This is a genomic window from Streptomyces sp. NPDC029044, assembly GCF_040637495.1.
Classification (GTDB): domain Bacteria; phylum Actinomycetota; class Actinomycetes; order Streptomycetales; family Streptomycetaceae; genus Streptomyces.
Genome location: NZ_JBEZWN010000134.1, coordinates 1 through 5,252, shown reverse-complemented (window position 1 = coordinate 5,252; position 5,252 = coordinate 1). Strand labels below are relative to the sequence as shown.

The 5,252-nt window shown below is 71.4% G+C and carries 4 protein-coding genes and 1 pseudogene; 1 reads left to right on the top strand and 4 read right to left on the bottom strand.

What is annotated here, in order from left to right:
* The 4 genes from AB0E85_RS39605 to AB0E85_RS39590 form a co-directional block, all read right to left on the bottom strand.
* A partial coding sequence (locus AB0E85_RS39605; protein WP_361937610.1) for a glycoside hydrolase family 32 protein occupies positions 1-711 on the bottom strand: 711 nt, incomplete at its 3' end.
* Positions 708-1,562 carry a carbohydrate ABC transporter permease gene (locus AB0E85_RS39600; protein WP_358288315.1) on the bottom strand — a complete coding sequence of 285 codons (855 nt, stop codon included), beginning with the start codon at positions 1,560-1,562 and terminating at the stop codon, positions 708-710. The genes AB0E85_RS39600 and AB0E85_RS39605, both read right to left, overlap by 4 nt.
* 17 nt (positions 1,563-1,579) lie before the next feature.
* Entirely contained in the window at positions 1,580-2,536 is a 957-nt protein-coding gene (locus AB0E85_RS39595) for a sugar ABC transporter permease (RefSeq protein WP_361937609.1), read from the bottom strand.
* On the bottom strand, positions 2,533-3,942 hold the full coding sequence (locus AB0E85_RS39590) for an extracellular solute-binding protein (protein WP_361937608.1): 1,410 nt from the start codon (positions 3,940-3,942) through the stop codon (positions 2,533-2,535). The genes AB0E85_RS39595 and AB0E85_RS39590 overlap by 4 nt, the downstream gene beginning before the upstream one ends.
* A 251-nt stretch (positions 3,943-4,193) precedes the next feature.
* Between AB0E85_RS39590 and AB0E85_RS39585 the strand changes: the two are divergent.
* A pseudogene (locus AB0E85_RS39585) lies at positions 4,194-5,171 on the top strand (TauD/TfdA family dioxygenase); the annotation flags it as partial.
* Positions 5,172-5,252: the final 81 nt, after the last annotated feature.

Sequence of the window (5,252 nt, the reverse complement as noted above, 5' to 3'; positions counted from 1 at the left end):
TGCTGGCCGACGCCCGCCGCGAAGATCGTGCCCTCGGGGGCGAGCTGACCGACGCGCTCGATGACCTGCTGCGGGGAGAGCGAGCCGTCGTCGGGACGCGGCCCGGGCGACCGGGTCGTGGCCGTCCAGGAGCACACCAGCGAACCGCCAGTCGGTCAGGTCGTCGCAGTCGTAGAGCAGGACCGAAGGGGTGCCGTCGGCGTGTCCCGCACCGACCAGCGCCCAGCGCCGGCCCTCGTGCCGGAAGACGAACGGGTCGCGGAACATCACCACATCAAGACCCTCGGGCGGGCCCGTGACCACCGGGACGGGCGAAGGCGTCCAATCGGCCAGCGCGGGATCGTCCGGGTCCGCCGCCCTGGCCAGGCAGATCGTGCCGAGCCCGGTGTGGTCGCGGCCCACCCCGGTGTAGACGGCGGTCGGCACACCCCCGTCGTCGACCACGCACCCCGACCAGCAGCCCGCCTCGTCCGGGCCGCCCGGGGCCGGCGTGAGGGCGATCGGATGGTGCTCCCAGTGGGCGAGGTCGGCGCTGGAGGCATGGCCCCAGTGGACGTTGGCGTGCACCGGGGCGTCCGGATTGTGCTGGTAGAAGAGGTGGTGGCGGCCGCGCCAGCGGAAGGGGCCGTTGGGGTCGTTCATCCAGTTGGCGGGCGGACGGACCCGGAAGCGCGGGGCGTTGGGGTCCTGCGGGGGAGCGGCGAGGCTCAACGGTTGACTCCTGCGGACGTGATGCCCTCCCGCAGAGGGCGCTGGCCGACGACGAACACGGCGACGGCGGGGATCATGGAGAGGACGACACCGGCGAGCACCACGGAGATGGAACCGGTGCCGAGATTGCCCTGGAGGGAGACGAGCCCCAGCGGCAGGGTGTAGTTCTGGCCCGACGTCTCCAGGATCAGCGGGCGGAAGAACTCGTTCCAGTGGTAGTTGAAGGCCAGGACGCCGACGATCGCGAGGCCGGGCGCGGCCAGCGGGGCGTACACGGACCGGAAGGTCCGCCAGGGCCCGGCCCCGTCCAGCATCGCCGCCTCGCCGAGATCCTTGGGCATGCCGAGGAAGTACTGGCGCATCAGGAACGTGCCGAACGCGGTCGGGAAGGCCGGGATGATCAGACCGAGCAGGGTGTCGGTCAGGCTCATCGACTTCAGCACCAGGAACACCGGCACGATGGTGACCTGCAACGGCACCATCATCGTCGCCAGCACCAGGCCGAACAGCGGCTTCTTGAAACGGAACTCCAGCCGGGCGAAGGCGTATCCGGCCAGGCCCGCGGTGATCATCTGGCCGACCGCGATCAGGGCCGTGACCAGTGTGGAGTTGAGCGCGAGCAGCCATACGTCGATCTGGTCGAAGACCCCGCGGTACGCCTCGGTGGAGGGGTTCGAGGGGATGAGCTGCGGCGGGAGGTCGAACGCCTCGGCGGGGGTGCGCAGCGAGGTGGACACCGTCCACACCACCGGGCCGAGGGTGAGCAGCGCGCACACGGTCAGTCCGGCGATCCGCGCCCACGGCGCCAGCCCGTGCCGCACACGGCTGGAGGAGAGGGTTGCTTGGCTCATGGGAGGACTCACCCGGCTCACTGGTAGTGGACGAAACGCCGGCTGAGCCGGAACTGGAGGGCCGTGACCGCCATGATCAGCACGAACAGCAGCACACCCACGGCGGACGCCTCACCGAAGCGCAGCTGCTCGAACGCCGTCTCGTAGATGACCATCACGACCGTGCGGGTGGAGTCACCGGGACCGCCGTTGGTGAGGACGTACGGCTGCTCGAAGACCTGGAGGGCGTTGATGATGCCGACCACCGAGGCGACCAGCAGCGTCGGTGACAACAGCGGCAGCGTGACGGTCAGGTGCTTGCGCAGGCCCGTCGCCCCGTCGAGGGCGGCGGCTTCGTCGATCTCCTTCGGGATGTTGTTCAGCCCGCCGACGAACAGCAGGAACGAGAAGCCGAACTGCTGCCAGACGTAGACCAGGACCACCGTCGCCATCGCCGCGTTCTCCGACGTCAGCCACGGCACCGGCGCGATCCCGACGAAGCCGAGCAGCCAGTTGATCACCCCGAAGTCCTGGTTGAACAGGTACTTCATCACCACCGAGATCGACGCGGCGGACAGCACCAAGGGAAAGAAGAACGCCGAGCGGAACACCGACCGCAGCCACACCGGCATCCGCCCGTTCAGCGTCAGCGCGAGGGCCAGTGCGACGAGCAGTTGCAGCGCCACGGCGAACACCATGAACACCAGCGTGTTGCGGAAGGAGACCAGCACGGTCTCGTCGCCGAACACCTCCCCGTAGTTGGAGAGTCCGGCGTAGGACGGCGCGTCGATGACGTTCCAGTGGAAGAGGCTCAGGATCACCGAACCGACGATGGGCACGACCGTGAAGACGACGATGCCGACGATCGTCGGGGCCAGGAACAGCGTGGCCAGCAGCCGGGTGCCGCGGTCACGGGCCGGGGGGCCCTTCGGCGCGGGGGCGGGCGTGGCCGCGGGGCGTTCGGCGGGCGCGGGCGGTATCCGGGTGGTCGTCATACGTCACGCTCCATGGCCTTCTCCAGATCGCCCTGCATCCGGCGCAGCGCGGGGCGCACAGAGCGCGCGGAGGCCAGGGCGGTGCCGGTGTGCTTCAGCAGCACCTGCTCGACCTCGGCGACCTGCGGCGGCGCCGGGATCGGTCCGGTGTCGGGGAACCGGTCGAGGGTGTCGTAGAAGACCGGCCAGTGTGCCGGGCCGGTCGTCGCGTAGCGGTCGGCGGTGAGCAGGGACCGGCGGGCCGGGGTCGTCTGGTTCGTGGCGAACAGCCGCTCCAGGATGTCCTTGCGGGCGGCGTACTTGATGAACTCCCACGCCTCGTCCTGCCTCTTCGAGGTGCGCAGCAGCGCGTAGCCCGCCGCGCCGTACTGCATGCGCTGGGTGCGCCAGCGCGGGAAGTACTGCACGTCGAACCCGTCCCGCTCCATCCCGGCCAGGTGCAGTCCGCCCGCCCAGAAGCCGCCCGCCGGGGTGACGCCGACCCGGCCGGTGGAGAACACGCCGATGAGGTTCTGGCCGTTGCCGCCCTCGGGCCGGGTGCACAGGCCGTCCTGCACCAGGGAGGCGAGGTAGTCGTAGACCTCCTCCACCCGGTCGTGCGAGGCCTGCGGCGTCGTCCAGCGGAAGCCCCCGCCGCGGCCCTTGCGCTGAGCGGCCGGATAGAAGCCGTTCCACAGCCAGTCACCGCCGGGTGCCTTGGACTCGGCGAGCAGGTTGGTGTCGTTCGCGAACAGCCACGGGACCACGCCGCCCCACAGCCGGTTGGTCCAGAAGTACGGCGTGAAGCGGGAGCCGCCCGTCCTCTTCATGTCCCGCAGCAGCGCCGTGAAGTCGTCGCGCGTCCAGTCGGCCGGCGGCAGGCCCGCCCCGGCCCGGCGCAGCACCTGGCGGTTGAAGTACATGTCGGCCGCGTTGAACTCCACGGGCAGCTGGTAGAGGCTGCCCTCGTACATCATCGACTCCACCAGCGAGGGGTGGACGTCGGCGAAGTACTCCTTCAGTTCGGCCGCGTCCCGCTTCACCCACTTGTCCAGGGCCACCCCGAGCCGCTGCGCGAACAGCTGCACGCCCTCGGTGGCGACGTAGACGAGGTCGGGGGCCGTGCCCGCGGCGACCTGGGTGAGGATCTTCGCGAAGAAGTCCGACCAGTCGACGGCCTGGACGGCGTTGATCCGGAGCTTGATGTCGGGGTGCAGCTCGGCGAAGCCCTCGCTGAGGGTGCGGACGGCCTCCGGTCCGTAGGCGGGGCCCAGGGTGGCGACGACGAGGGAGCCGTCGTCCCGGCCGGGGATGTCGGCTCCGGTGAGCCGGTCCCAGCTCGCGGCGGTACCGGCCAGGGCGGCGGCTCCCGTGCCGTAGGCGCCGTACCGCAGCAGCGCGCGGCGGGTGAGGTGCGGGTCGGTCATCGTAGGGGGCCTAACTCGTGTTAGCCGTGGGTTGATGCCCCAGATGATGTGAGGACGCGACAGGCCTGTCAAGGCTTGCGGCCGCTTCACCTTTAACGAGTTAGGTCCTCCTCCGCCGAGGTCCGCCCGCCTCGCCCCGATGCCCGGCGGCCGCGACCGGCCCGCTGCGGCTTGGTCACCCGCATGGTCGCCCTCGGTGGAGATCACTGTCACGATCTTCATGACGACCACCCACGACCAGCGGAGCGCTCATGACGACGGACAACCGGACGACGGACGAGGCGGCGCGGGAGGCCGGAGTGGAGGTGGAGGTGCGGCCGGTCGCCGGGCACATCGGGGCCGAGATCGGCGGGGTCGACCTGGCGGCCGACCTCGACGACGCGGTGGTCGCCGCGATCAGGGCGGCGGTGCTGCGGTGGAAGGTGGTGTTCTTCCGGGGGCAGCGGCTGGACCACGCCGCGCACGTGGCCTTCGCGCGCCGGTTCGGCGAGACGGTGGTGCTGCCCCGGCGGGGCAAGGCCTCGCCCCCGGACTTCCCCGAGATCGAGACGACCGCCGACCGGCTGGAGCTGGGCGGACGGTTCGGGATGGAGCACGACGAGTGGCTGCGCCGCCGCCGGCACACCCTGCTGCGCGGCTGGCACTGCGACCACGGCGCCCGCGTCGACCCGCCCGCGGCGACGATCCTGCGCGCCGAGACCGTTCCGCCCTACGGCGGCGACACCACCTGGTCCAACCTGGCGGCGGCGTACGCCGGACTCTCCGCGCCGCTGCGGCGGTTCGTCGACGGGCTGCGGGCCGAACACCGGCTCGGCGTCGGCTACCAGCCGCGGCCCGGCGACGACGCGTACGTCCGGCACCTCCTGGACCGCCAGGTCGCCTCGGTGCACCCCCTGGTGCGCGTCCACCCGGAGACGGGGGAGCGGATCCTCTACGTCAACGGCTACTACGTCGAGCAGATCGCCGGCCTCTCCCGGCCCGAGAGCGCCGCGATCCTGGAGATGCTGCTGGAGCAGGCGGCCCGGCCCGAGTACACGGTCCGGTTCCGCTGGGAGCCGGGCAGCGTGGCGTTCTGGGACAACCGCGCCACCATGCACCTCGCCCCCGGCGACACCGCCCACCTCGACCACCCTCGGATCATGCACCGCGTGATGCTCGCCGGTGACGTGCCCGTCGGCGTGGACGGCACGGCATCGGAGCCGGTCACCGGGACCGCGCCGGGCCGCTGGTGGCGCGGCCCTGCGGAAGCGGTGGTGGCGCCCGGACCCCGAACACCCCGCGACCCCCCCCCGCGCGGGCCGCCAGACACC

What these genes read in the sequence shown, in the direction of transcription:
- AB0E85_RS39590 (WP_361937608.1), bottom strand. Translation starts at nt 3,942, where the DNA reads ATGACCGACCCGCACCTCACCCGCCGCGCGCTGCTGCGGTACGGCGCC.
- AB0E85_RS39600 (WP_358288315.1), bottom strand. Translation starts at nt 1,562, where the DNA reads ATGAGCCAAGCAACCCTCTCCTCCAGCCGTGTGCGGCACGGGCTGGCG.
- AB0E85_RS39595 (WP_361937609.1), bottom strand. Translation starts at nt 2,536, where the DNA reads ATGACGACCACCCGGATACCGCCCGCGCCCGCCGAACGCCCCGCGGCC.